The organism is Paenibacillus sp. MAHUQ-45 (assembly GCF_058133325.1).
Window position 1 is genome coordinate 338,264 of record NZ_JBYUPV010000002.1, and the last position, 25,121, is coordinate 363,384.

General features: G+C 45.8%; 18 protein-coding genes and 2 riboswitches. Of the genes, 15 read left to right on the top strand and 3 right to left on the bottom strand.

Features of this window, described 5'->3' with window-relative positions; all coding sequences use genetic code 11:
* Positions 1-14: 14 nt before the first annotated feature.
* The gene (locus tag AC3Y23_RS05210; protein ID WP_379196381.1) at positions 15-2,354 is read left to right on the top strand and encodes an ABC transporter permease; all 2,340 of its coding nucleotides are present in this window, start codon (positions 15-17) and stop codon (positions 2,352-2,354) included.
* Positions 2,355-2,368: 14 nt separating this feature from the next.
* Positions 2,369-3,133 carry an ABC transporter ATP-binding protein gene (locus tag AC3Y23_RS05215; RefSeq protein ID WP_379196383.1) on the top strand — a complete coding sequence of 255 codons (765 nt, stop codon included), beginning with the start codon at positions 2,369-2,371 and terminating at the stop codon, positions 3,131-3,133.
* 55 nt (positions 3,134-3,188) lie between these two features.
* Here AC3Y23_RS05215 and AC3Y23_RS05220 read toward each other — a convergent pair whose 3' ends face one another.
* Positions 3,189-3,524, bottom strand: a complete 336-nt coding sequence (locus AC3Y23_RS05220; RefSeq protein WP_379196385.1) for a CDP-alcohol phosphatidyltransferase family protein — start codon at positions 3,522-3,524, stop codon at positions 3,189-3,191.
* 97 nt (positions 3,525-3,621) lie between these two features.
* Between AC3Y23_RS05220 and AC3Y23_RS05225 the strand changes: the two genes are divergently transcribed.
* The 6 genes from AC3Y23_RS05225 to AC3Y23_RS05250 all read left to right on the top strand — a co-directional run bounded on the left by AC3Y23_RS05225 (position 3,622) and on the right by AC3Y23_RS05250 (position 9,909).
* The gene (locus tag AC3Y23_RS05225) at positions 3,622-4,782 is read left to right on the top strand and encodes a sensor histidine kinase (RefSeq protein WP_379196387.1); all 1,161 of its coding nucleotides are present in this window, start codon (positions 3,622-3,624) and stop codon (positions 4,780-4,782) included.
* A gap of 22 nt (positions 4,783-4,804) precedes the next feature.
* Entirely contained in the window at positions 4,805-5,458 is a 654-nt protein-coding gene (locus tag AC3Y23_RS05230) for a response regulator (protein WP_379197104.1), read from the top strand.
* Positions 5,459-5,735: 277 nt separating this feature from the next.
* Positions 5,736-6,668, top strand: a complete 933-nt coding sequence (locus tag AC3Y23_RS05235) for an ABC transporter ATP-binding protein (protein WP_379197106.1) — start codon at positions 5,736-5,738, stop codon at positions 6,666-6,668.
* Between the two features lie 15 nt (positions 6,669-6,683).
* On the top strand, positions 6,684-7,967 hold the full coding sequence (locus AC3Y23_RS05240) for an ABC transporter permease (RefSeq protein WP_379196389.1): 1,284 nt from the start codon (positions 6,684-6,686) through the stop codon (positions 7,965-7,967).
* Positions 7,930-9,078 (top strand): ABC transporter permease, encoded by a 1,149-nt coding sequence (locus AC3Y23_RS05245; RefSeq protein ID WP_379196391.1) that lies wholly within the window; start codon positions 7,930-7,932, stop codon positions 9,076-9,078. The genes AC3Y23_RS05240 and AC3Y23_RS05245 overlap by 38 nt, the downstream gene beginning before the upstream one ends.
* A gap of 342 nt (positions 9,079-9,420) precedes the next feature.
* Positions 9,421-9,909 carry an HPP family protein gene (locus AC3Y23_RS05250; RefSeq protein WP_379197108.1) on the top strand — a complete coding sequence of 163 codons (489 nt, stop codon included), beginning with the start codon at positions 9,421-9,423 and terminating at the stop codon, positions 9,907-9,909.
* 9 nt (positions 9,910-9,918) lie between these two features.
* On the opposite strand, the gene AC3Y23_RS05255 is transcribed toward AC3Y23_RS05250, so the two are convergent.
* Complete coding sequence (locus tag AC3Y23_RS05255; RefSeq protein ID WP_379197110.1) at positions 9,919-10,698, bottom strand: alpha/beta fold hydrolase; 780 nt, start codon at positions 10,696-10,698, stop codon at positions 9,919-9,921.
* 583 nt (positions 10,699-11,281) lie between these two features.
* Here AC3Y23_RS05255 and AC3Y23_RS05260 point away from each other — a divergent pair.
* From AC3Y23_RS05260 to AC3Y23_RS05270, 3 genes are all read left to right on the top strand, one after another.
* Positions 11,282-12,277, top strand: a complete 996-nt coding sequence (locus AC3Y23_RS05260) for an oxidoreductase (protein WP_379196393.1) — start codon at positions 11,282-11,284, stop codon at positions 12,275-12,277.
* Between the two features lie 276 nt (positions 12,278-12,553).
* Positions 12,554-13,327, top strand: a complete 774-nt coding sequence (locus AC3Y23_RS05265) for an SDR family NAD(P)-dependent oxidoreductase (protein WP_379196395.1) — start codon at positions 12,554-12,556, stop codon at positions 13,325-13,327.
* Between the two features lie 433 nt (positions 13,328-13,760).
* The gene (locus AC3Y23_RS05270; protein WP_379196396.1) at positions 13,761-18,311 is read left to right on the top strand and encodes a discoidin domain-containing protein; all 4,551 of its coding nucleotides are present in this window, start codon (positions 13,761-13,763) and stop codon (positions 18,309-18,311) included.
* A 130-nt stretch (positions 18,312-18,441) separates the two neighbouring features.
* Here the strand turns inward: AC3Y23_RS05270 and mgtA are convergent, their stop codons facing one another.
* Positions 18,442-21,084, bottom strand: a complete 2,643-nt coding sequence (gene mgtA, locus AC3Y23_RS05275) for a magnesium-translocating P-type ATPase (RefSeq protein WP_379196397.1) — start codon at positions 21,082-21,084, stop codon at positions 18,442-18,444.
* A 349-nt stretch (positions 21,085-21,433) separates the two neighbouring features.
* Positions 21,434-21,606: riboswitch (M-box (ykoK) riboswitch) on the bottom strand.
* Between the two features lie 167 nt (positions 21,607-21,773).
* Positions 21,774-21,948, top strand: a riboswitch (M-box (ykoK) riboswitch).
* 346 nt (positions 21,949-22,294) lie between these two features.
* On the opposite strand from mgtA, the gene AC3Y23_RS05280 reads away from it, so the two are divergent.
* Genes AC3Y23_RS05280 through AC3Y23_RS05295 form a run of 4 tightly spaced genes read left to right on the top strand, consistent with a single transcriptional unit; the run spans position 22,295 to position 25,063 of the window.
* On the top strand, positions 22,295-23,005 hold the full coding sequence (locus tag AC3Y23_RS05280) for an MgtC/SapB family protein (protein WP_175372527.1): 711 nt from the start codon (positions 22,295-22,297) through the stop codon (positions 23,003-23,005).
* 19 nt (positions 23,006-23,024) lie between these two features.
* Complete coding sequence (locus AC3Y23_RS05285) at positions 23,025-23,789, top strand: magnesium transporter (protein ID WP_379196400.1); 765 nt, start codon at positions 23,025-23,027, stop codon at positions 23,787-23,789.
* Between the two features lie 39 nt (positions 23,790-23,828).
* Complete coding sequence (locus AC3Y23_RS05290; protein WP_379196402.1) at positions 23,829-24,368, top strand: DNA topology modulation protein; 540 nt, start codon at positions 23,829-23,831, stop codon at positions 24,366-24,368.
* The gene (locus AC3Y23_RS05295) at positions 24,353-25,063 is read left to right on the top strand and encodes a nuclease-related domain-containing protein (protein WP_379196404.1); all 711 of its coding nucleotides are present in this window, start codon (positions 24,353-24,355) and stop codon (positions 25,061-25,063) included. The genes AC3Y23_RS05290 and AC3Y23_RS05295 overlap by 16 nt, the downstream gene beginning before the upstream one ends.
* The last annotated feature ends 58 nt before the right edge of the window (positions 25,064-25,121 follow it).

Below are 25,121 nucleotides of genomic sequence, written 5' to 3' on the forward strand. Positions count from 1 at the left end.
GGGGATACGGAAAGATGCTGTTGAAGATTGCCATAAAGGATTTTCAGCGTAATAAAATCGTGACGGTCGGACTGTTCCTGTTCATTATGTTATCGTCTCTGCTTGTGGCCAGTGCGTCCCATATCATCATGGAGCTGTCGGGGTCCTTGAACAACCTGCTGCTTAAATCGAGCGCACCCCACTTTGTGCAAATGCACCAAGGTCCAATCAATAACGTAGTGATTCAACGGTTCGTCTCGGCTAATCCATTAGTGAAGAAGCAACAGACGGTAGAGATGCTGCGTATAGATGGTTCGAATATCTCGCTAGGGAATCAATCAAAGACAGAAGTTAATAGTGTGATGGACATTGGTTTTGTGAGACAGAATCCATCGTTTGATTTCTTGCTCAATTTGGACAATGAGGTGATTCAGCTAGCGGAGGGAGAAATTGCCGTTCCCATCTATTACAGACAGCAGAACCATCTGAATATCGGCGATCCCGTCACCATTTCCGCTGGGGCTACCCGGTCTACATTTACCATTGTTGATTTCGTTCGTGATGTACAGATGAACCCGGCGCTTGTCAGCTCCAAACGTTTTGTGGTGAGTGACAGAGACTACACAGTTCTTAAGCAATCCTTCAAGGATTCTGAATATTTGATCGAATTTCAACTTACAGATCAGAGCAGACTCAGTGAATTCCGTAGTAGATATGAAGCTTCAGGCCTACCCGCTAAAGGTCCGACGGTGGACTATGGGTTATTCAAGACACTGAATGCCTTGACCGATGGTATCATTGCGCTCGTTATTATTTTGGCCAGTATTTTACTAATGATAATTGCCCTGCTATGCCTGAGATTCACGATGATTGCCGCGCTAGAGGAGGATTACAGGGAGCTTGGTGTCATGAAGGCCATCGGGATTCCGCAGTCTGAGATCAGAGCGATTTACATGGCAAAATACATTCTCATGGCAGCATCGTCTTCGCTGCTGGGATACTTGGCCTCTTTAGCCGTGATGCGGATTTTCACTGCCAACATCAGCCTGTATCTGGGCACAGCTTCACCTAGCTTGCTGCAGCACCTTGTTCCTGTTCTGGCAGTGGGTCTTGTATTTGGCGCAGTCGTGTTCTTCTGCAAGCTGCTGCTAGGAAGATTAAATCAGATCACAGCGGCCCAGGCACTACGGTCTGGCACGGCCGGGGCAACGAAACTGAACACCAGTATGATTTCGCTCAGTCGGCGCAAATGGATGAACGTGAACATTGTCCTCGGGATCAAGGATGTGGTGGGACGCTTCAAGATGTACGGGTTATTGCTGTCTATTCTTATGATCTGTACATTCATCATGATTGTACCGGTGAATCTGCTATATACGCTGCAGTCCCCGCAGTTTATTACCTATATGGGTATAGGGCAGAGCGATATTCGGATCGACCTGCAGCAATCGGGGGCTACCGAGCGGAAGTTTGAATCAATGCTGAGAACGCTTGATAAAGATGCAGACATTGAGAAGTTCTCGCCGCTAGTGACCTCACGCTTTAAAGTGCTGGGAAGCGATGGGGTATGGGAGAGCTTGAATGTTGAGAGTGGGGATTTCTCCATTTTCCCGTTATCCTATATCGAAGGTACGTCTCCAAAAAGCAGTAATGAAATTGCACTTTCGGATCTGAACGCCAGAGAGCTGAACAAAGGGCTTGGGGAAGAACTGTTACTGGCCGTGGGTGGAACACAGCGGAAAATGATCGTTAGCGGAATCTACCAGGATATCACGAACGGGGGACGAACGGCAAAAGCGCGACTCCCTTACGACCCTAAGACTGCTATGTGGTATGTAGTGGCTATAGATGTCAAGCTGGGTGTTGGGGTGAGTGAGAAGGTGGATCAATATGCTAACCTCTTTTATCCCGCTAAAATCACACATCTGGACAGCTATCTATCCCAGACCCTGGGGAGTATGATTACACAACTGCGGCTCGCGACTCTCCTGATTATTGGCGTTTCCCTAGCTATAGCCGTGCTGATCACCTCTTTATTTCTAAAGATGTTGCTGGCCAAAGATACCTCGCCAATCTCGATTCTGCGAAGCATCGGGTTCACACTAGGGGATATCCAGACTCAGTATCTGGTCCGCATGCTGCTGACAGCTGGACTGGGTATTCTGCTGGGAACGGTGGCCGCCGGTACGCTTGGACAAAGTATGGTTCGGGTGATTGGATCGGTGATGGGGGCTTCAAAGATTCAATTTGTGATTCAACCGATGACCGTATATGGATTGCTCCCGCTAGTCTTCGTTCTGGTCATCGGCATGACAACCTTCGTAAGCACGATGTCCATCAGACAATCCAGTATTGCGGCACAGATGAGTGAATGAGAGGGGATGACAGAATGTACATATTGGAAGCCAGCGGGTTAAGTAAAGCATACCCTTCAGGGAAAGGGGCCGGGCAACTAGTGTTGCGAGAGATCCAGCTCCAGATCGAGCAGGGTGAATTCGTGGCGATAATGGGGCCTTCCGGGTCCGGCAAATCCACATTGCTCTATACAATCAGTGGCATGGATGGAATTAGCACAGGGAAGGTGATCTTTAAGGGACGGGAGATCAGCGGTCTTGCCGAGAAAGAGCTGGCGGAACTCCGGCTGCATGAGATGGGATTTATTTTTCAGCAGATGCATCTGTTAAAAAACTTGAATATCCGCGATAACATCATTCTGCCTGCGTACCGTGCGAACAAGAACAGACGCGCAAGTATCAATAGAAAAGCTGCTGATTTAATGAAAAGAACCGGCATTGCAGCACTGGCAGAACGGGATATCACACAGGTGTCAGGTGGCCAAATGCAGCGGGCAGCCATCTGCCGGGCCTTGATCAATGGTCCAGATATTCTCTTTGGTGATGAGCCAACCGGTGCGCTAAACTCCAAGGCCGCCGGGGAGATCATGGAGATTATCGGCGAGATTCACCAGACAGGAACGACGATCCTATTGGTCACGCACGATACCAAGGTTGCTGCTCAGGCCGAACGTGTGATGTACATGCTCGATGGCAGCATTGCCGCAGAACTCCGGCTTGGTAGATACGCGAAGAGAAACAATGATCTCAAGACACGGGAAGAGAAGCTGACTGCCTGGCTGATGAACATGGGCTTTTGAACCGTGGATTATACCGTTAAAGAGTCAGCTTGTTGCCCCACGTATGCAAAATAACCTATGAATGATATTTGTAAGCTGCAATGACGGCGTTTGCTATACGAACCAGGGCTATGATAATGATCCACGGCCAAAAGCTCAGCGTGTCCTGACCAAGCCAACTTGCCGTAAATACGATAATCATTGTATAAAATAGCAAATCCGCTGCTGTATCCAAACGGGCTCCCAATTCACTTTGCGTGCCTGTTTTGCGCGCGATGTATCCATCAAGCACATCACTTAGCCCACATAGCAGATACAACAAGGTGAAGACCCATACGTGTCTGAATAAGAACAACATGCACAGCGTAAGAAGTATCCGGCTTAGGGAGATGAGATTAGCAGTATGCTTCATGCCGCTTGACCTCCTTTCAAAATATTGGATTTTTGATTATTATATAAATACCCAATTATAGGAATGAAAAGTGGATTGCGTATAGTGAGGGGATTCTATGAAACAAGTTGCCACCCAGGTATCGGGAGTATTTATTGGAAGAGCGATGAAGTGTTTTTTACTTATCTCAATCCTGTTCACAATTCTGGAAAAATACTCTATTACCGCACATATGAGCGCTATACTCGTTGGTGTTACTTTATTTTCATTAGGAAATGATTACTTCAGAATGAGATTCAACAGCATGTCCGCCGCTTGGTACACTTCCTTCATAATTAGCAATATTCTCGCAGGTTTTTTATTGTTCAAGGCTTACAGTATAGGGTCACAAATCTACATCATTATTTTACTTGTGGAAATCGTTGTGAGTACAAAGAAAATTCCGGTGAGTGTGTTGTGCTTACATTTCGCTATTTTCACAGTTGCCTTGCTCGCAGAGCATACGACTATCAAAGAAATTTTATCTTCTTACATAATCATTGTAGCTATCGTCTACTTGTTCCGGAATGTCGTGATTGAAAAAGCAAAAACACAAGGGCTGAATCAAGAATTACAGGTAGCAAATGCGAAGTTGCTAGAGTACTCCAGCCAGATTCAGGAGCTGACCATTTCCACAGAGAGGACGAGAATTGCCCAAGAGCTTCATGATTCTCTCGGCCATTACCTCGTAGCCTTGAATATGAATCTTGAATATGCGAACGCTACCGTGGATGTGGAGCCGAACAAGGCTAAAGTGGCGATCACCAAATCTCATGAGCTGTCCAAGGAATGTATCGTTAATCTGCGGAAGGCTGTAGTTCTCCTGAGGGAAGAGCCTGCTTCAAAAGAGCTTCTTGAGTCGCTTCACGAAATCTTTGCCAACTTCCAAGGGACGAATAAGATTCAGTTTGAACTGAACATGGACGATGATATTGAACGGGTGGATTCCGATATCAAACATTGTATATATAAAACGGTGCAGGAAGCTATAACGAATGGGATCAAACATGGCGAGGCCACATACTTCTCCATTGATATCCATAAGAATATGGATCAAATCTCCCTGCTCATTCATAATAATGGAGCAAAATGCACGGAGATCATTAAGTCCAATGGGATTCAAGGAATAGAAAACAGGATTACAGCCTTGGGTGGAACGGTAAGCTTTTACTGTAGTCAGGCTCCAGGATTCAATGTTGAGGCTAGTATTCCTAAAATTGCTGTTGATTTTCAAGGTTGATAAGTAAGGAGGGCTGTTCATGGTGAATATCGTTATAGTGGATGATCAGCAGATTGTTAGAGAAGGCTTGAAAATGATTCTGAGCTTACACAAAGAGATTAATGTGATCGGCGAAGCGGCCAATGGAGAGGAGGCTCTGGAGCTGCTCACATACACTTCCCCTGAAGTGATTCTAATGGATATTAAGATGCCTGTAATGGACGGGATCGAAGCCACAAAATTGGTGAAAGCCAAATACCCGGAGATCAAGGTTATTATTCTTACCACATTTAATGATAGCGAATATATTTTTACAGGACTTAAGAATGGAGCCGATGGATACCTCCTTAAAGATGCAGGCGCTCAGGAAATTATTGCTTCTATTAAAACTGCTCGCGAAGGCAATATCCTGCTGAACCCCAAGATTACTAGGGAAGTAGTGAATGCACTGAATGCAGTACACCACAATAAAGAATTTAGTGCCGAGAATACACACAACGAGCAAATCATGCAGCTGCTTACGCCGCGCGAACTTGAAGTGGCCAGAAGGATTATGGAGGGGAAAAGCAATAAGGCGATCAGTAACGATTTATTTATCACAGAAGGTACGGTCAAAAATTATGTCTCCCGGATGCTTGAGAAACTCGAGTTAAAGAATAGAACCGAGCTAACGCTATACCTGCAAAAAGCGCTCTGACGCAGCTTCTTTAGAGCCGTGTCTGCTCCCTCTCTAAATTGTTAAAGCTTTATCTCTTCCCTCACCGTTTCGTTTCCAGTATGCCGCTGTTAAGTCCGTCTGTTCTGCAGGCGTTTGACTTAGGCAGCGGCTTATTTTTGTTGAACCTGACGAAAGTAATACTCCAATTGATAACTAAAGTAATACCCGGATTGAGTACTATAGTGAATATTTTTCAAAAGGAAGCGGGGGTAGAATGATAGCAGAACAAGAAATGCAAGCGGGGAGTGCATTGCGAATGCTTGAATTAATGAATTTGACCAAAAAGTATAACGATGTCACGGTGGTCAACAACATTTCGTTACATGTGAACAGTGGTGAGATCTTTGGTTTGTTAGGTCCCAATGGAGCCGGTAAATCGACGACCGTATCCATGATCAGCACAGTGCTTGGACCAACCAGTGGAAGTATAAACATTGATAACAAATCTCTTAGGGAACAGCCTATAGCAATCAAAAAGATCATGGGCATTGTGCCGCAGGATCTAGCGTTGTATCAAGCCTTAAGCGCCAAAGAAAATCTGGAGTTCTTCGGTAGCTTATACGGACTTTTCGGGAAAAGGCTGAAGAGTAGAACCGACGAGGTATTGGAAATCATCGAATTACAGGATCAGAAAAATCAGGATGTTGCCGAGTTCTCTGGAGGAATGAAGCGCCGGGTCAATATCGGAATTGCCCTCATGAATAATCCTAAATTATTGATCCTGGATGAACCTACTGTAGGCATTGATCCACAATCCCGCAATCATATCCTAGAGACGGTGAAAAAACTGAACAAGGAGAGAGGAATGACGGTAATTTATACAAGTCACTACATGGAGGAAGTAGAGTACTTGTGCAAGAATGTGGCCATTATTGACCATGGCTCCCTGATTGCACTGGGGACAAAAGAAGAATTGAAGCAGAACCTGGCCGCGTGCGATACGTTGACAGTGAATTTTAGCGCTGCTAGTGAAGGTACAATTGAGCAGTTAAGTCAGATTCCTGGTATTTCCAAGGTTACTGTAACGGGTAATCAAATTAGCATGCTGGTTTCCATGAGTGGGAGAAATGTGATTGAGATTGTGGACGACATCAAAGGATTAGGAATCAAGCTCACCGGCTTTAAATATGAGGAAGTGAACTTGGAAAGCATGTTTTTGCAGATTACAGGCAAGGCCTTAAGGGGGTAATAAGGGGGTGATTTGGTGAGAAAACTATTGCGTTTATTTCTGCTGGATCTTCGGTTGTTAACCAAAAACAAGTCATTTTATTTAAAACTAATACTGTTTCCATCCCTGCTGATTCTTATTTTAGGAACGGTATTCAGTGATTCCAGGTCTCCAATCAAAGCCTTTGATGTAGCTTTCTATAATTCAGATACAGGCACCGTCGGGAACGGGAACTCTTCCATGTCTCTGGGAAATGTGTTGAGAGATACCGTCCTCAAACAAGAGGATCTTAAGAACATTATTCATTTAATAGAAGCGGGCAGCTATATGCAGGGAAAACACCTTGTCGAGAACGGTCAGGCCTCCGTGTTTGTTTATGTACCGGAAGATTTTACGAAAGCGGCCTTAAGTAATGAAAAAACGAAAATCGTTCTTATTGGTGATAACGATAAAACGTTGGATAAAGAAATCATCGCGACGATTCTGGATCAGTTCGGTGCAAGCATTAGGACTATGAACGTTGAACAAAGGACGATTCTTCAGGCCATCAGTAGCAAGGGCAATGCTATTCCTAAGGACAAAGTCGAGCAAGTGATGAGCCAATTGTCGAGCAGTGCGGAGCTTTCTCTGAAGATCCCTAGCGTCACAACCAATGAAGCAGCTGCGCCTATAAGCGCCATGCAATATTACTCGATCGCTATGGTTGTAATGTTCTCCATCATGACAGCATTTGTACTGGTTCACAGCATCGTAGATGAGAAGCAGAGCCATACCCTGTTCAGAATCAGGTCTACACCAACGCTCAACATACAGTATGTGCTGGGCAAGCTATTTGGCATTATTTTAGCGGTGGTCATGCAAATGAGCATTGTGATCATTATTAGCCGGGTTGTATTCCAGATGAAGTGGGGGAACCCCCTTGAACTCTTTGTAATCACAGTGGTTTATGCGTTTGCTATTGGCAGCATTATTCTTCTATGGGGTTTTACTGCAAAAGACCATGTGGCGGTGTCCAGCATGGCTTCTCCTGTGCTGTACATTTTCAGCTTTTTGGGCGGCAGCTTTATCAGTAAAAGTGGATTACCAGACAGCTTACGGTTCTTTCAGGAGATCATCCCGAACGGAAAAGCGATAAATTCCTATTTGAAGGTTAGCCAAGGTGTTGGCCTTGATGGCATGTATATTGATTTGTTGGAGCTTGTAGGGATAGGCACGATATTTATGATCTTTAACATTATGGTATACAGCGGAAAAGGATGGAATAAACGTGCAATTTATAGTCATGGTAAAAAATCAACTGACGCTGATGTTTCGGAATAGAATCGCGGTACTTGCGACGATTTCGGTGCCCTTAATTCTGACCTTCTTATTCTCTTTTGCACAAGGGAACAGTCAGTCAAGCTTATACGTTGCCGATGCCGACCATAGTGTGTATTCGCATCAACTCATGGATATGATCGGGAAGCATGAGGATGTGAAGATTGTGCATTCTGATGAAGCTACGATCACAAAAAAGGTGGATGAGCAGGATATCCCCTTTGCTTTGGTGGTGAACCAGGGCTTCGGCAATTCTTTGTTATCACATAAAGATTTGCCTATCCACTTTGTACAAAATTATGAAAACGGTGCAGGCACCATTCTGAAAGAAATCATCAAAGGAGAAGTTAGTACACTTCAAAAAGTCGTCAGAGATGCAGCCGTAGTCTCTGTTGATCTGAAGCTGGATGTCTCCGAGCTTACAACAAGTGTAATGAAGGGCATCAATGAAGACTCTAATATCACAATAGATGACCAAACCTTAAATAGTGGAGAGAAGACCCATGATAATGTTACAGCAAGGTTAATAGGCTTCCTTGTTATGTTCATTTGGTTTGTCGTCATTCAGGGATTGCGAACTTTCATCGATGAAAGAGAGAACAATACGCTGAGTAGACTGTTAAGTACACCCATCGACTACAGGAAGTATCTGCTGTCCAAAATGACGGCGACTTATCTATTTGGTGCCACTCATGTACTGGTCATATTACTTGCCGGCAAGTATTTGCTGAAGGTCAGCATCGCGGACAATATGCTGGCGATAGGGGTTCTGTTCGCCGCTTATTTATTTGCGTTAACCAGTATCACTTTGGTTGTTATCCCGTTTATGAGAAGTCAGAAACAATTTACGTCCCTCGCTTCAATGATCATAGCCGTAACGGGTATGCTGGGCGGTTCATTTTTCTCCATGGAAATGGCACCGAAAATCATGCAGATGATCTCTAAGTTCACTCCGGAATCATGGGCCATACAATCCCTATCAGCGGTTATTTTCGATCACCATGCCATTGGCTCACAATGGGTTCCGCTGGGTGTATTCGTGGGGATTGGCATGCTGGGATTAGCTGCTGGCCTACTCTTTATGAGCAGGGAAATCAAACTGCTGAAAGGTTGAATTAGGATTGAAAATATTAGTGGGGAAGTGATTGGACAGGATGGAGCTTATAGGCGTTGTGGAATTAATAGTTGGGATTCTCATTAACGTATTCATTGAAACACTTGGGCGGATTATTTTTAGAAAAGATGACAGGACGTCCAGAGTAATACTGAGAATCATTGGGATCTACCTTATTATCAATGGGGTTTCCAGAGCGTTTCACGTATGATTCAGGTATATTTTGTAAAGGGCAGATTTATTGACAGCCGTAATTATATGTAATATAAATTAATGACTAACTAGATGTGATATTGAGGTGTGGACGTGGATAACAATTCTGTGACTGATTTTTTGCAGAAAATGAAAGGGGAGGGAAGGAGTCCGCTGAAGGTACTGCCGAAGAATGCGGCCATCGGTGCGGTTGGCGGATTTATTGCGATTGCTCTTTTGTCGTTTTTGACGAAATTTACTCTGGAAGCATGGATCATGGCACCATTCGGAGCAAGCTGCGTGCTAGCCTTCGGTGTGTGGGATGCCCCATTGTCACAGCCCAGGAACATCATCGGTGGACATTTGATCTCTACATTGATTGGTTTGGTCTTGTATCATCTGTTCGGACAGGGGATAGTGGTGATGGCTGTCGGAGTAGGACTTGCGATTGGACTGATGATGCTGACCAAAACAACACATCCCCCGGCAGGTGCAGACCCGCTAGTTGTGATTACGGCCGGTAGCGGTTGGTCTTTTCTATTCACACCAGTGTTGGCTGGGGCAATCGTCATTGTTCTTGTAGCCTTGATAGTCAACAACCTAGACAAAAAACGCCGGTATCCGACGTTTTGGAGATAAAGCCAGTATTCAATTCACGGCTGTAAGAAAGCCAAGGTATAGTTCAAGAAAAGCTGAAGGGCGAAACACATTTGCGGCATGACCGGCACTGGGGATTTCATAGTATTTGATGCGCGGGTTCAACTCGTGAAGGTCATACAAGCAGGATTTATACAATTCATCCCGTTCCCCCATGACCCATAGAATCGGAATTTGCAGGCGGGCGATGATGTGCTTGATTGGAATCTCCAAGCGGTGCCGGATCGCCTCCTTGATAATCGACTCCTCCAGTTTCAGACCCCATGTGTAGTAGATACCTTCCGAAACGACTGAGTAATGATTGTCCCAGAACTTTCCTTTGGGATAGATGGCGCGTGCATAATCCTTTAGCCAGCTTTTATAGTTGGAGCTTTTCTTATGATAATGAGTATGAAACACATCGAAAAGCTCGGAAGGATTGTTATAATGCCCGCCAATATAGCAAATGCTCTGCACGTACTCCGGGTATTGCTGTGCGAAGAGTATACCGATATACCCGCCATAACTCAAACAGCACAAATGAGCACGCGTAATGTTATTAGCTTCGTAGATTTCTTTTAACTGCTGAACGAGCAACTCCATGGAAAAAGCTTTTTTCTCTCCACGGTCATCTCCGTGTCCAATCAGGTTGTAAGCGATGCACCGGTAGGTTTTGCCGCATTCCGTAATCTCTCTCTTGAAGCCGCTGATCGTGCCTACCAGGCCATGCACAAAAATAATGACTTCCCTATCCTCAACATCAGTATGATTTGTCTTTCTCTTTAGGAGTATCACTGTTTTATGAACCTACCGCTTTGTGGTTACCCTGTTCAGGTAAATTTACAATCCAGAGTCTGACGGCAGCTACCGCTATACCTAGCAACAACATAACTATGCTTTCTTTACTGGCATTTTTCATAGGGTAATCGCTCATCCTTCCCTGTATTATAATGTTGTGTAGAGTGATCCGAATTACATAGTTTCTGTGATGTTATTGAAAATCATCAATCAGACTATCCTCTAGACGTTGAAGCTCCGCGTGACCGAGGAGGGGTTGAAATGAAGCATCATTCATTCTTAAAGCATTTCTTCTGCGAAATGAGTATAAAATATTTGTTTTGCAAAAAGCAAATAAATACGATGACTATGAATTAGCAGAACTGCTGGGATTTCCTCAAGGGGGAATTGAGATGAAACTATTGTATGAACAGCATTCTAACTGGTGAGCCTGTAGACTAAAGCCCATTGCGGCCTTCGTTTACAGGTTCTTTCGGTTGCAATGATTGTTGACTTAAAGTGTCCTTTAAGATGTATGCTGTGATTAAGCTTTCGCTGGATAGCTTGTAAAAAATGAGTAAACTAAAGAAAAAGGAGCATGAGGAATGTGAGTGAACATAGAATGCAAGTGCCCCTACAGTCGGGGTTTGGTGCTACAACGACTGCGCAAGAGGTCATCGGGAATGTGGATTTGAAGGGCAAGGTCGTCATTGTAACGGGTGGCTATTCTGGGATTGGTCTTGAAACGACCCGTGTTCTGGCGAATGCTGGAGCTAGTGTGCTTGTTCCGGTGCGTAACATAGAGAAGGGGCAGGAGGCGTTAAGTGGTATTCCCGGTGTGGAGCTGGATACGATGGATTTGATGGACCCGGCGTCTATTGACGCTTTTGCCGAACGGTTTCTCGCCACCGGGAGACCTTTGCATATTCTTATTAATAGTGCAGGCGTCATGGCTACTCCACTAAGACGCGATGCTCGCGGATATGAGTCGCAGTTCTCCACGAATCATCTCGGACACTTCCAATTGACGGCAAGACTTTGGCCAGCCTTAGAACAAGCGAATGGGGCACGGGTGATCGCTGTCTCTTCACGGGGGCACAGGCTTGGCAGTGTTGAGCTGGATGATCCCAATTATGAGCATAGGGAATACGATAAATGGAAAGCCTATGGTCAATCCAAGAGTGCCAATATATTATTTGCGCTGGAACTCGATAAACGCGGGAAGTCCCGAAGCGTCCGCGCCTTCTCGCTTCATCCGGGACTGATCCCCGATACTGGCCTCGGCCGGGATTTGACCTCTGAAGAAATTGGTCCCAGACCTGTAAAGGACGAGCAGGGCCGTACGCTAAGCAATGAACAAAATGCCCACTTTAAGACGATTGAGCAAGGTGCGGCTACTAGCGTGTGGTGCGCAGTAAGCACACAACTCGAGGGGCTTGGCGGCGTCTATTGTGAAGATGTGGATATCGCCGAAGCCGTTCCCGCTGACAGTCTTAAACCTTCGGGAGTGCGTCCTTGGGCAATTGATCCAGAACTGGCCACCCGGTTATGGACGCTGAGCGAGGAATATACAGGTGTGCAGTTTATAATCTAGTTCTATTGCGGGAAACCGTGAAGGAATAACAGGAGAAGTACAGATCGTCCTAACCAACGAAAGTTGGATAGACGATCTGTTCTTTTATTTGAGACCGATCGGTGAAAATAATTATTTACCGATCGGTCTCAATATGTTAATATCACTTTGAGAGGAGGCAAGAGAGGGATATAACTAAAATAATATAAAAAATTTTTACTATATATGAGAATGATCATTCTCGATAGAATGCGGCATTCAAAATGAAACTACACATATACAAAGGAGCGAGTGACAATGGGTAAATTGGATGGGAAAGTAGCATTGATTACAGGGGGAAATAGCGGTATTGGTTTGGCTACGGCAAAATTGTTCATCGCAGAAGGAGCCAAAGTAGTAATCACCGGCCGCAACCAGGTCACATTGGACGCGGCGGCAGCAGAACTGGGCGAGAATAGCCTGGCTGTTCAGGCCGATGCGGCAGACCCAATAAGTGGCGAGCAAGCTGTAGCAGCTGCAGTAAAGAAATTTGGCCGATTGGATATTGTATTCGCCAATGCTGGTATTTCCGCACAAACACCAACAGGTGAGACAGAACTCTCCGTCTTTGAAACAGTACTAAAGGTTAACGTTACGGGGGTCTTTTTTACCGTTCAAGCGGCTGTGCCTCATCTAAAAGATGGGTCTTCTATCATCTTGAATAGTTCGGTGCTTGCTACGGCTGGAAGTCCTGGATATGCTGCATATGCAGCCAGCAAAGGGGCAGTAGGCAGCATGGCAAGAGTGCTAGCCTCCGAACTGTCACCCCGCGGAATTCGTGTGAATACGATCTCTCCAGGGGCGACACGCACACCGATTTGGGGACAATCTACTACAGAAGGGATGAATCAACTGGAGTCTGTCCTGTCCCGCTCGATCCCCCTTAACCGTCTCGGTGAGCCGCAGGAGATTGCTAGTGTTGCCTTGTTCCTGGCCTCTGATGATTCTTCTTATATTCAGGGAACTGAAATTAGCGTAGATGGCGGTGCGGCTGCTTCTCCGTTCGGCGCTCCAATCTATCTGAAAAAATAAGTGTCGCTTCATCTAAAAAACTTACAATTTGTCTAAGGCTGTTTCCTTGCATGCTATGGGGAAGCAGCCTTTTTGGCTTAGATGCTAAGAAACGGGAAAGGAGGGTGAAAAGTAGCATCTGTAATAAAGTGATAAGAAACCCCTGATTGACCTGTCGGGACTCTGAGGCCTTTTGGCATGTTTTTATAGTTCTCATGTTGGATTTTCCCACCATGTCTTTCAATTGTTGATAGCGTTATCAATGCTTGATTTAACTGGGTTTTTCTCAGAATTATCGGTGAGATAAGCTCGCAAAACCCGCTAAAAAGCAGGTTAAAAATTAAAAATTGAGTCCGATATTAGTATAACCAATTAATTTTTTTGGTGGGATATATTACTAGAATAAAGGAGAGAATTTATGTTGTATTCGTACCACAGGAAGAGGAAAAACAGTTTGAAAAAGACGGTTATTGCAGGACTGATCAGTGCACTCGCACTCACAGGCTCCTTCAACCTTCAACCGCAACTAGTGCAAGCACAATCCGTACATAAGCAAGCCGAGCAGGAAAACTATCTTATGTCTCTAAATCGTCCTGTATATGCTTCTTCATCATCAGGTGCTCACAAGCCCGATCTGGCTGTTGACGGCAACAAAGACTCCAGATGGGAAAGTATCTGGGGTGTAGACCCACAGTGGATCTACATAGATCTTGGGGCAAGCGCTTCGATCTCCCGTGTCACCATAGATTGGGAGAATGCCTACTCCAAAGCATTTGAAATCCAGGTATCCGATGATGAAAAGAACTGGACACCTGTCTATTCAACTAAGAACAATCAGAGCACGAAGACGGATGAGTCCTTCTCTGCCAAGGGACGTTATGTTCGTCTATTCAGCACAGAGCGTTCACAACCGGCCTATGGTATTTCGATTTTTGAATTCCAGGTATTCGGTACGGGTGGAGTCAATTTACCTCCCAAGCCCGCTGCACCGAATATTGCTCTGAATAAGCCTGTAACGGTTTCCTCGGAAGAGAATGTTGAGAAGGGTAAGGAAGGATTGCCAGAGAAGGATTACCGGAAGGAGAATGCGACCGACGGGAGCCGTGGTACACGCTGGTCCTCCAAGCATACGGACTCGGAATGGATCTACGTGGATCTGGGTCAGAAAAGTGAAATCGGTAGCGTCGTTCTGGATTGGGAAGGAGCTGCCGGACGCGCGTATGACATTCAGGTGAGCGATGATGCGCAGAACTGGACCACGGTTTACCGTCAGATGAATGGTTTCGGCGGCAAAGAAACCATTGATCTCTATGCCGATGCGCGCTATGTGAGAATGCTCGGGCATGCTCGTACTACAGAGTTTGGCTACTCACTGTTTGAATTCGAGGTGCATGCATACCGCGAAGGAGATTCAAAGCCAGTGCATGAGATTCCCGAGATTCTGGCTCCAGCCGCTGTCAAGGTAGGTGCAGGAAGCTACGAGATTAACGATATTACACAATTGTCGCCAAAATCTCCGAAGTACCGCACTGCTGATATCCAGTCGCCAATTCCGTCTAACGGATGGTGGCAAAGTATTCTGATCTCTAACTTGGGCGATGGAAACAGCCTCATCACACTTCCATTTAAGAGCCATTACACGAAGCAGGGCTTGGCGATTCTGAATCCTGGAGCCGGATATACTTCTGGCGATGGTGGCTCGATGAATGCGGACGGAGATCCGGATCTCTATCTCAGCACCAATAGCATTAGCCCGGCGGATATGAAGACCAAAGTCTCCGGATACGGTGATTACTCCGCGAGTGTTATTCTGAGTGATGACGAAACAGCTAAAATCAAAACGACCTTCGTCAAAGGTTCGCCTTATATTTACAACACTTTCGAGAACCCAGACGCAGTTATTCTTCAATCACCGGCAATTACAGGTCTGTTCGATGACCAGGGTCAGCCGCTGCAAGTAGAAGACGGCGAGACCTGGACGGCTGATCATATCGGGATTACCGTGACCAACAAAGATAAGGCGCCTAAGCCGCAGACGTTTGTACGTAATTACGGTGTGTTCGTTCCTCCAGGTACGACATTCACGAAACTGGGCGGCATGCTGAAAATCAAGCTTGGTGAAGGAGATTACCTGTCTCTGGCTGCACTGCCTTCCGCAAGCGACCTGAAGTTGTATTATCAGCACGGTTATGCTTTTGTCACCGACACACAGGTAGACTATAACTATGATCAAAATCAAGCACTTGTAAATACCAGCTTCACTGCGGTGACTGAGTTGAAACGTCCTGGTTTCTCTGACGAAACGCTTGCAGCACTATTGCCTCACCAATGGAAAATCACGAACTCGCCGCTTACCGATCTGACCTATCCTTCCATTAGAGGCGATATGAAGGTGCATAAGGGCAATGTCTTCACAACGACAGATCGATTTAACGGGATTGTGCCGCAATTTGCAGAGCCGAACAATTCCAGCTATTCTCGTTCTGAGCTGATCGCTTATTTGGATATGCTGGATGCAGATATGGCCGGAGGCCTGATGATTCTCGATCCTTATTGGCAGGGTAAGAAGCTTCACCCACTGGGAGTCGGAGCGTTGATCAGTGACCAAATTGGCGATACCGAGAGAAGAGATCGTTATTTGGGTTGGATTAAAACGATCCTGACAGATTGGTATACGTACTCCGAGGATGAACCGAAGCATTCTCACTACTTCCACTATTCACCAGAGTGGGGCGCGCTCATGCCTTACCATAGCGGATTCGGCATGAATGTTGGCTTAACCGATCATCACTTTACTTACGGATACTACGTCTTTGCTTCTGCTGTTCTGGGACAATTCGATAAGGAATTCGTAGCCGATTATGGTCCGATGGTAGAGACACTGATTCGTGACTATGCGAACCCTTCACGTACGGACAACCTGTTCCCGTGGTTCCGTAACTTTGATCCATATGAAGGTCACTCTTGGGCAGGCGGTTATGCCGATAACCAGAGCGGCAACAACCTCGAAGCCGGTGGAGAGTCGCTATTCGGCTGGGTAGGCGAATATATGTGGGGTGAAGTTACCGGAAACGATACTTACCGTAATGCGGGGATTTGGGGCTTTACCACTGAAGAGAAAGCTGTAGAGCAATACTGGTTCAACTATGATAAAGACATCTGGCTCAAGGATTATCCGCATCATATTGTAGGCCAAGTCTATGGTAGTTCCTACTTGTATGGAACCTTCTTCTCTGGAAATCCGCAGCATATTTACGGTATTCACTGGCTGCCAACCGCAGAGTGGATGACTTATTATGGTCGCGAGCCAGAGAAAGCGAAGGCGCTATATGATGGTCTCGTTATCGATAACAACGGACCTGAGGACGTCTGGCAGCATCTTATTTGGCCATTCCAAAGTCTGAGCGAGCCGCAAGCCGTTCTGGCCAAGTGGAATCCGAAAGATATGCAGAAGAATGAAGTATTCAATACCTATTGGTTCGTTAATAGCATGGCTTCGCTTGGAAATCGTTCCACAGATATCTGGGCTGATGATCCAGCAGCAACCGTATACTACGATGGAACGAAGTATACTGCGCAAGTGTGGAATCCATCTGAAGTGGACAAAACGGTCAACTTCTATAATGCAAGTGGCAAAGTGGGAACGGCAACGGTCTATCCTTCCGCTATCGTCTCTGTAGATCCGACCAAAGAAACCAAGCTTACCGGTCCTGAAGCTGGTGCTGGTGTTCGTTACCTGGATCGTTCGGCATGGACAGCCAAGGCATCCAATAGTGCAGGCGGTGAAGGGCCTGAGAAGATGCTCGATGGCAAACTGGATACTCGTTGGTCCAGTGGTACAGCTCAAACCGACAAGATGTGGGTTCAAGTAGATATGGGACAAACAGAACAATTCGATACACTTTTCGTCAACTCAGGGACTAACTATGGCGATTATGCCAACAGCTATGCGGTTTATGTCTCCGAGGACGGAGAGGATTGGGGACAGCCAATAGCTAGCGGCGTAGGTACAGCACCAAGTATGGCGTTGTCTTTCCCACTGCAGACGGCCAGATATGTTAAAGTAGCTTTGCAGGATTCTTCCAACAGCTGGTGGTCCATTTCCGAAATTTCAGCTGCACAACTCAATAAAGGGAAAGAACCCTTGCAGGAGACTCCAAGCATTCCTCTAGAGGATCGCTCTCAGTGGAAGATTACGGCTTCTTCCAGCAACGGTGCAGAAATGACAGCCAATCTGGTAGACGGTAGCAACGATACCCGCTGGAGCACTGGAAAAAAGCAGACGAATGGCCAGTGGTTGAGCGTTGATCTGGGGCAGACACAGACTTTTAATACGCTCTTGTTGAATTCCGGCCATTCTAACTCGGATTACGCCCGGGGCTACCAAATCTATGTATCGAACGATGGTGTGAATTGGGGCCAGCCTGTAGCAAACAGAAAAGGAACCGAAGGTTATCAACGTATAACACTGCCGGAGCAAAAGGCACGTTACATCAAGATACTTCAAACCGGGCAGGCCAGCAACTGGTGGTCTGTCGCAGATCTTGAAATTCGTAATTCCGGAATTGCCAAGCGACAAGCTTTGCCAAGTGAAGCTCCAGAGAATGACGCTCCGATCGTCCTGGACCGTGCGGCATGGACGGTTACAGGTTCTACTTATGGAGACTCAAGTCTGCTGAATATCCTAGACGCGGACAAGCATACAAGCTGGACCACTGGTGCGCCACAAGCGGCAGGTCAATGGCTCCAAGTAGACTTGGGCAGCGTTACTAGCTTCAAGCAAATTGAGCTGGACTCTGCTTCCAGACCGGATGATTATGCTGCTGCTTATCGGGTATATGCTTCCCAAGATGCCGTGCAGTGGACAGAAATTACTTCCGGAACAGGTAGTACTGCTGTTCAAAGTTTGAGCTTTCCTGAGCAGCAAGCGAGATATTTCAGAATCGAGCTGGCAGGTCCGTCGAATTATTGGTGGTCGATCTCTGAATTGAATGTCTACAAATAAAGTGGATATGTTAGAATGGGCCTTTGGTTCATTTTAGAAAATGCAAAACTCAACAAAACAGCGATTCCCCGTTATCAGGGAGTCGCTGTTTTGCATTGCTGCTCCATTGCAGCAGATAAAAGTTGTTGCCTTACAGCCACTCTTGGAACTTGCGGATGTACCATTTCTTAATGAGTTGTGTCACCACGCAATAAGCCAGCAGAGTAGCAATCAGCCAAGGGAAGTAGGAGAATGGCAGAGGCTGAAGGCCGATGCTTGCTCCGAATCCGCTGAACGGCAGATAGATACCAAGCGCCATAATCACACCGGTCAAGATAATGACAGGCGCGCTGGCCCGGCTTTGGATGAATGGAATTTTCTCAGTGCGAATCATGTGTACGATCAGTGTCTGTGAGAGCAATCCTTCGATAAACCAGCCGGATTGGAACAGCGTCTGATGATCCATGGAATTCGCCGAGAAGATATACCACATCAACGCATAGGTCGTGATATCAAAAATGGAGCTGATCGGGCCAATAAACACCATGAATCTGCTGACGGATTTAGCATCCCATTTTTGCGGTTTCCGCAGGTATTCTTTGTCCATTCGGTCCCATGGAATAGAGAGCTGTGACACATCATAGAACAGGTTTTGGATCAGCAGGTGGATTGGCAGCATAGGCAGGAACGGGAGAAATGCGCTGGCTACCAATACACTGAACATGTTGCCAAAGTTGGAGCTGGCTGTCATCTTGATATACTTAATCATATTACCGAAGGTAATGCGGCCTTGAATGACACCTTGCTCTAGCACCATCAGACTCTTTTCAAGCAAAATAATATCTGCAGATTCTTTGGCAATATCGACAGCTGTATCGACAGAAATACCGACATCCGCTTCTTTCAGGGAAATGGCATCGTTGATGCCGTCTCCCATGAAGCCTACCGTGTGACCATTGCTTTTCAGCACACGTACAATGCGTGCCTTTTGCATCGGATTCACCTTGGCGAAAACAGTTGTTTTCTCGGCGACTGCAGCCAATTGCTCATCCGTCATATCATCGATAAAGCTACCGATCAGAATATCATTAACTTTGATGCCTACATCCTTACAGACTTTCCGTGTTACGGCAGCGTTGTCGCCGGTAATTACCTTAACGTCCACACCGCTTTCCTTCAGCGCACGGATGGCGGTTTTGGCTGATTCTTTCGGCGGATCAAGGAAAGCCAGATATCCGACCAGAACGAGCTCCTGCTCATCAGCAATTCCGTAAAGTTCCTCTTTGGCTTCAGTTTCCTTAATCGCCACAGCAAGCACGCGCAGGCCATCTTCATTCATCTGCTGTACCAGAGAATGCACTTCCTCAATAAGCTCTGCAGTGAGAGGGATTTTGCCTTTAGCGCCATCCAAGACATGCGTACAAATGCTCAGCATTTCTTCCATAGCACCCTTGCTAACCAAAAGATGGTTTTTATCCGTTGTTTCGAGAACTACAGACATGCGCCGACGATTAAAGTCGAAGGGGATCTCATCGACCATGCGATAGTTATGTTCTGCGCCCAGTGCAGGCGTCAGCTCGGCATGCTCGAGAACGGCAACGTCCAGCAGGTTTTTGAGTCCGGTCTGATGATAGCTGTTCAAGAAGGCGTACTCCAGTACCTTGCTGTTCTCCTTGCCATGAACGTCGAGATGTTTCTCAAGGATAATCTTGTCTTGGGTTAGCGTTCCTGTCTTATCGGTACATAAAATGTCCATGGCTCCAAAGTTTTGGATCGCATTCAGGCGTTTGACTACGACTTTGTTGCGGGCCATCGTTGCGGCGCCCTTGGCCAGATTGCCTGCTACAATAACCGGAAGCATCTCGGGAGTCAGGCCAACAGCTACTGACAGACCGAACAGCAAAGCTTCCCACCAGTCTCCTTTAGTAAAGCCATTGACGACGAAAATAATCGGTACCATGATCAGCATGAAGCGGATCAGGACAAAAGTAATATTCTTTACGCCCTTGTCAAAGCTGGTAAGAGGAGATTTGCCAAGCAGCGTACCCGCCATGGAGCCAAAATAAGTGCCCGAGCCTGTTGCAACAACAACAGCTGTAGCAGTACCACTGATAATGTTGGTGCCCATGTAACACATATTTCTCAGTTCAAGCGCGTTCAGAGGTTTATTCTGCTTGCGTGACTGTGAGATGGCTCCACGGGGAAGGATGTCCAGCTTCTCCACGGGCATAGCTTCACCGGTCAGGGCAGATTCAGCAACATGCAAATCTTTTGAAGCAATCAGTCTTACGTCTGCTGGTACCATATCGCCTGCTGAAAGATGAATAATGTCGCCAGGCACTAGAAGCTCCATATTAATATCTTTCCGCTCCGATTTACGGGTTACCGTGGCGGTCGTTTTCACCATAGCCTTCAGCTTCTCAGCGGTTCGTGAGGAGCGGAATTCCTGCGTAAAGGTGATTATTGTACTAACAGTAACCATAGTAACGATGATAATAACGGCTTGAACATCATTGTCAACAAAATAGGAAAAGGCTGCGAGTGAGAGCAGGATTAGAATAAACGGATTTTTGAAGCAGGACAGCAGCTGAATGTACCAGGCAGGTGTTTTGTCATGAGCAATCTGATTTTCGCCGTATTTCTCCAGTCTCCGCTTCGCTTCATCTTCCGTCAGTCCTTGCTGATGAGTGCTGTAATCCTCCATGAGATCCTCTTGTGAAGAGATGGAAGCTTGAATGAGACGTTCAGCAATGGTTTGAGTCATATTGTCTTTGCCTTTTGTGTTTTTGAACATGTGAATTCCTCCTTGCGCAAACAATTACGGTCTGCGTCTTGTAGCGGTATGAAGTGCAAAAAAGCTCTCCCTGAGATCAGAGAGAGCTTTAGATACACCGCTTCTTTTCACGCTCACATGTCAAAAACGCATACTTAAACAAACCCGGCGGAGATACTTTTTTCGCAGGGAATGAAGCAGTGTAATGATTGGAGCGTAAAGAGAACGCGGTTCTCTCTCTGTACAAACTTGTGATTTACAACGATTCTCCTACAACTCGGACTGCCATCCATGTGGTATCCCCCCTTAATCAGTCAAATAAAAAACCCTCTAGACAAACTAGAGGGTTAAATAAACGCGCAAAAAAACAGCGTATTCCCCCTAGTCGAGCTTTGGCACTATACAACGTAAAGAGTGATTACACTCTTAGCCACATTATGAAAAGCCTTAATCCGGCAATCCCTGTTCTACCCATGGGCATCTTTCGATATTTCTGGGCAGTGGCCTATGTTCATATAGGAGCCTCACCTAACGAGGACATATTCATTTCCTCTGCAATAGTAATCCTTGAAAATATTAAAGTCAAGAGGTTTTTTTGAAATATTACTCTATATATGTATGTGTTAGGAGAACCGTGTGTGATTACTATTTTGATAGTGAAATGCCTATTGACAACCTGCGCTTGCCAGCGTAAAATCACCTAGGAATTGAATAGTCCTCGTTAGGCGAGGCTCCTATACAAACACAGGCTGCTGCTCGGGAACATCGAAAGATGCCTACGGGTAGAACAGGGATTGTCGGCATAAGGCTTTCCATAAGGCAGCTAAGAAATGATGATATTTCTTTACGTTGTATAGTGCCAAAACTCAACCAGGGGGGAGCCGGAATCTTTTTTGCGTGCGTACGCTTAAGCTGCCCTCTAGTTGATCTAGAGGGTTTTTATTTATGAAAGGGGGAATATCACATGGACAGTAGTAGGTATTCAAAAGCAGTTTATATGGATCATTACTTGGTTTTAAGAAGAAAAAAGACTGGCCGTTTACTAGCGCTGCGTTCATGTGCCCCTGGTTGGTTCGAGCTTTTCGTTTCATGGAACGAAAGGACAGTACCGTGCTGACAGGTTTATTTGGTATGCAGATCTAGTGAATATCATATGGCCGTTCGAAGCTCTTCTTAACTGAAGGGCTTTTTTTGTTTTCCCGAAAAATACGTATAAGAGGAAGTGGAAATCATGATGATGGAACTGGAAATGATGATGAAATTGGGCCTGGCGCTGCTGTTCGGAATGCTTATTGGTATAGACAGACAGATCAAACACAAGCAACTTGGCTTGCGCCCTAGCATGGTAATCTGTATTGCTAGCTGTCTGATCACCATTGTATCCAATCAGGCATTTAGCAAATTTGGCGGTCCGAATCATCCCAATATGGACCCGATGAGACTGGCGGCTCAGGTGGTGAGTGGTGTTGGTTTTATCGGAGCAGGCGTTATTCTTCGCAGAAGTAATGAGGTCATTTCCGGCCTGACTTCAGCAGCGCTGATCTGGTCGGCCTCAGGCTTAGGGATTGCTATCGGGGCGGGATTTTATGCAGAAGCTTTTGCCGGCGTGATGTTGCTGATTCTTGCGGTCAATGTCATCCCAATGCTGATCAAATCTGTAGGTCCAGAAGCACTGAGTCGGCATGATGTGGGTGTCAAAATTGTAGTTGAGCCCAACTATCGGATGACTGAATTGATCCAGATGATAGAAGGCAAGGACCAAGAGTCATTGTCCGCTAAGCGCGAATTCAAAATCCGTTATATGAAGCTGAAGGATCTCGATAATCAGTGCCAGCTGATTGATCTGACGCTGTCTGTGCCCGATAAGCAATACACCACCGAAATCTATTACTTTATTAAGAAAATCGATCATGTACAAAGCGTAGAAGTAGAACAATTGTAAGTGAAAAGGAGGAATGAACATGCTCAAGCTGCATCAATACAAATTCCGTGAGGAATACACTTATTACATGCTCCAAGCACTGAAAGAGGGCGAACGGGAAGGATTTCGCAAGGATTTTTTGAATTTGCATCCCTCGGATCAGACCGATTTTTTCCTCACCCTGGATCAGCAGAGACGCGAGCGGATCTACACGCTACTATCGCCTGCTGAGTTTGGGGAAATCTTCAGTGAACTGGCACCGGCGCGGCAAAAGAACATCATTCAGGAGCTGGATCAAACGTATGCTGTCGAGATGCTGAACGATTTGCCTTCGGATGATGCTACCGATTTCTTCGGTCTGCTGTCACATACACAGGCTGATTTTTTCCTTGATCGCATGGAGAAAGAAGAAGCAGAGGACATTAAACATCTGCTTGCCTATCCTAAAGGCTCTGCGGGTTCCTTAATGACAACCGATATTTATACAATTGACGGGGCAGATACAGTAATGAAGGTGTTGAACGATTTGCGACTAATGACCAGCGATGCGGAGACGATCTATTACCTGTACGTTACGGATCATAACAAATGTTTGTTGGGCGTGGTTTCCTTACGGCAGTTGATCGTTGCTTCGGAAAAGCAGTTGATTCTGGATCTTATGAGCTCCAAGCTGATCGCAGCTTCCCCGGATACACCTCGCACAGAGATTGTGGAGATTATTAAAAGATACGGTCTGCTCGCCGTCCCTGTGGTAACGCCTGACAACGTACTTATGGGCATTGTCACATTTGACGATGTGGTATAATTTTCATATTAAACCATAATTACAGAGAAGGGATCTAAAATGAAAATAATGATTATTGGTTCCAATGGTTCAGGTAAATCAACGTTTTCAAGAGAACTGGGAGAAATATTGCAGCTGCCTGTGTACCATTTAGATTTGTACTTTTGGAAGCCGGGATGGGTTCAGACTCCGAATGAGGAGTGGGTTGACCTGATCAAAGGCCTGGTAGAACGAGAGGAATGGATCATCGATGGTTATTATGGAAGAACGCTAGATATTAGAATGCAGGCAGCGGATGTCATCGTATTATTTGATTTGTCTCCATGGATCACTACCTACAGAGTGATTAAGAGGCGAATCCAATATCATGGCAAGAGCAGGCCGGATTTGAATGAAGCATGTCCGGAGTCGATCGATTGGGAATTTATAAAATATGGCTGGAATTTCAGGAAAGAACGGCTGCCCGGAATCATGGATAAGCTTCAAAACTACTCCGATCAAACTCAAATTATTATCATAAAAACGCCCAAAGAAGCGGTACAGGTATTAAATGAATTTAGAAGCAAAGGTAGGGGAGTTTCAACATGTTCTCGAAATTAAAGCAATGGTTTAAATCGTCCAGTAAAACTACCCGTCCAAAGCCACAGAAATCATCCAACCCAAGAGCATCCACAAGATCAAATGCACCAAAAACCCGGAGAATCGAAGCCTCCAGAATAGGTGAACTAGGGGAATATAAGATCAACATTCAACTGGACCAGCTGCCCAGAGACACGAAATACATTAGCGATATTATGATCCCAAATCCTAATTCTCAGACTGGATATTCGCAAATCGACCACGTTGTTATTTCACCGTACGGCCTGTTCGTCATTGAGACTAAAAACTATAATGGCGAGATCAAAGGAACCCGGTCTGATAAGTATTGGCGCGTAAGCAACAGATTCAACATGTACAACCCCTTGAGGCAGAACTATGGACACATAAAGGCTCTAGAGTTGGTCTTGCACGGATTTCCCGGGTTAACCTACATATCTATGATTTCCTTTACGATGCGTTGCCGTTTTAGCATTGATCCGGAATTGCGCAAGATTGAGTCCAATGAGCTGATTATATATGATACAGAACTGTCCGAGTTTATTCAGCGAAAGACCAATCGGCTGCGGCAGACATTGGCTACACATGAGCTTACAACGGATCAGATTCAGAAGATTTATGATAGTATTGCAAATGCAAATATTCAAGATACCGCATTAAGAGCAGCCCATATTGGAAAGATAAAACAGTCTCAATAATGGGCTGACCAGCCCACCTCAATTATAAAAAAACATACCAATTAAACAACCGACCCTC